Genomic DNA, 2,644 nt, shown 5'->3' with positions numbered 1-2,644 from the left:
GGTGAGCGAGTTCATCAGGCGTGATCCCATCTCGCTCTTGCTGTTGCGCGTGAAGGGCACGCCGACAAAGCGGCCTCCCGTGCGCTGCTCCGCCGTCCAGGTGATCTGACGGCCCAGTCCGGTGGCATCCCCGCAGCCTCGCGCATCAGGCAGCTCCATGAACCACATGAGCGCCGTCGTGAGGAAATCCCAATCCTCTGTCTGCGTAGTCAGCAAGGCGCGCTGCTCAAGCCCACGCGGTGTCTTGGCATCAATCCACATGGCAGCAAGGTCTCCATCCCCGGAGGCCGCCACGTCAAAACCAATGCGCATCTTCTCCTTGCCATTGAGTACACCAAACTGCGCGGCCATCCACGCATGCATTTTCTTCATGCGATATTCCGCGCTTGTGTCTGGCAGGCCGAACAGTTCCTTGATCTGATGATCATGCAGATGGTGCCGGTAGATGAACTGATCGCGGCAGCGTTCGATCACCGACCAGGGCACAATGCTGCTGCCAGTGTCGGAGGGATTGCACTCAAAGCGTTCAGCGAAGATCGCAGGTGTGAGCGCACGCCGCCGCGCATCCTCCAGAAACTCTTCCCGCGTCATCTTCATGCCGCTGCGTTCATTAATCTTTTCTACCAGCCCCTCGGCAATGGCATCATGAATGGTGTAGATGCGCACCTTCCAGCCTGAGCCCGGTTGGCTGGCCAGTTTGAAGAGCACCTGGTTCACCCAGGTATTGACGCCATTACATGCTGACCATGCGATGTAGTCATAGCCAAATTGAATGCGCGTGGAGAGCGCCGTATGCATCTGCTCCTGCCGTTCATGGAACTCACACTCATCCCAGCGCACATCACCTTCAAAGGTCTGGATGGCCCAGGGCGAGGACGAAAACAGAATGATGCGTGAACCTCCATCAAACTTGTAGATGCCCACCTTCTCCTGTGTGGCGATGCTTCCACCTTTGCCATCATCGCGGTGCACCGTGATCCATTCCTCATTCCGGGAGATCACAAACTTACCGAGCTTGTACAGGTCGATCCAGAATTCAATGTACCGCCCGAACTCCAAAGCGCCGTTCCAGTTTTGCGTGGTGAACAGGCAGTCACGCCCCGGGCACATGATGCGCTTGCGCACATCCTTGAGCGCCATCGTCCATGAGATCCCGGTGCGGTTTGCCTTGCGGTAAAATTGATAGCGCCACTCATCGAGCACGATCTCTGCTTGTGTCTTGAGCAGGTAGCGGCTCAGGCCTGCATCTGTGTCAAACTGCGGCCCGGTGACAAGGTGCATCACTTTACCTCCTTTTGAGGTTTTGGCCTGCCGAGGAGAAGATGATCCATCTCCGCGATGAGCTGCTTGCGCATGTTCTCATCCATGCCGCCAGTCGTGAGCACATCCTTGGCGCGCTGTGCTGCCAGCTTCGCTTGTTCGGCCTGCTTTTCCAGTGCCACGATCTTCCGCTCCGCCTGCGCCAGTTTCTTCTCTGCCTGATCAAGGCCGCGATCCTTGCGCTTCAGCTTCTTGTCTTCCAGCTGCATCTTCTCGGCATGCACGGTCTGGTTGTTTTCCAGTTCCTTGTGCCGCTGGATGATGCTAGCGACGGCGGCGAATGTTTTGGCGTCCCCCTGCTTCGCGGCGCGGCTGATGAAGACGGCCTCGCCGATCTTCGGGATGAGGTTGGGATCAATCGCTGTGTCAGTGCTGAGCAGCTTCTTGAGCTCTTCAACGTCCGCATTCCATGCGCCGATCTCCTGACTCATCGCGTACCAGCCGCGCCATTCGCTCAGGCTGCTGTCATTGGTGCGCACACCGTTGTTGCTGAAGAGCCACTTCACCCCATCTGCCAGTGATCTGCCTTTTCCGTCCGGGCCGGTGCCACCAAGGAATTCAAACAGCGCCGCCTGATCTTCATCAGGCAGGTTCTTCAGCACGGAAGATGGGTGTGGCTTTCTCATGGGCGCTTCATTTCCGCGATGATTTTTTGCGCGATGAACTTTGCGCACTGCACAGAGACCGCGTTTCCTGTGGCGTAAACCTGCGCCCAATCTCGCTCATCCAGTCCGAGGGGAATCCCATCACGCGCAGACGTTCTTTCCCGCTCAACCATCGAATGCCATCCGTCCGCTTCAGCAACAAGAAGCTCACTCCCAAGACTGATTCGGCAGGCTGCATTGCTCGCCTGTAGAGTATTCCCTGGCCATGCCAGCGCCCCTTGTGTGAGTCGCTCCTTGCTAAACGATGCAGGTATTGCGTCCACTGGCGCGGCGTCAGATAGTAGCTCAAGCGGGGCTGGGCCTCCAAGACGCCCGACCATGAACACGCGACGACGTTTCGCGGGGCTTCCGAAATGCGCAGCATCAAGCACCCGGAAGCATCCCAGATACCCGCGCTGGGCAAGCTCTTGGATGACCGCTGCAATGTCGCGGCTATCGTTTGAATGGAGCAGTGCAGCGACGTTCTCAAGCACCACCCATTCGGGTTGTAGTTCGTCGAGATAACGTACGACCTCGTAGAACAAACCGCTGCGTGCGCCCCTGAGTCCAGGTCTCCCCGCCCGTGCACCGGAGTTGCTGATGTCCTGGCATGGGAACCCGGCGAGGAGGCAATCCACCTTTCCAAGCGTTGCCGCCCCTTGGTGGCGGACATCTTCAAA

3 protein-coding genes are annotated in these 2,644 nt (G+C 58.0%); all 3 read right to left on the bottom strand.

The window, feature by feature from the left end; translation table 11 throughout:
* A partial coding sequence (locus tag ACIREA_RS30285; RefSeq protein WP_397386044.1) for a hypothetical protein occupies window positions 1–1,281 on the bottom strand: 1,281 nt, incomplete at its 3' end.
* Window positions 1,281–1,946, bottom strand: coding sequence for a hypothetical protein (locus ACIREA_RS30280; protein WP_397386043.1), 666 nt, complete (start codon window positions 1,944–1,946; stop codon window positions 1,281–1,283). The genes ACIREA_RS30285 and ACIREA_RS30280, both read right to left, overlap by 1 nt.
* Window positions 1,943–2,644 (bottom strand): DNA cytosine methyltransferase (locus ACIREA_RS30275; protein ID WP_397386042.1); only part of this gene is annotated, 702 nt, incomplete at its 5' end. The genes ACIREA_RS30280 and ACIREA_RS30275, both read right to left, overlap by 4 nt.

Origin of the sequence: Prosthecobacter sp. (genome assembly GCF_044373815.1) — a bacterium.
Classification (GTDB): domain Bacteria; phylum Verrucomicrobiota; class Verrucomicrobiia; order Verrucomicrobiales; family Verrucomicrobiaceae; genus Prosthecobacter.
Note: the sequence above shows the minus strand (reverse complement) of the source record. Positions and strands in the feature narration are given on the sequence as shown.

Excerpts from the sequence above, each read along its gene's own strand:
- ACIREA_RS30280 (WP_397386043.1), bottom strand. The coding sequence starts at position 1,946 with ATGAGAAAGCCACACCCATCTTCCGTGCTGAAGAACCTGCCTGATGAA.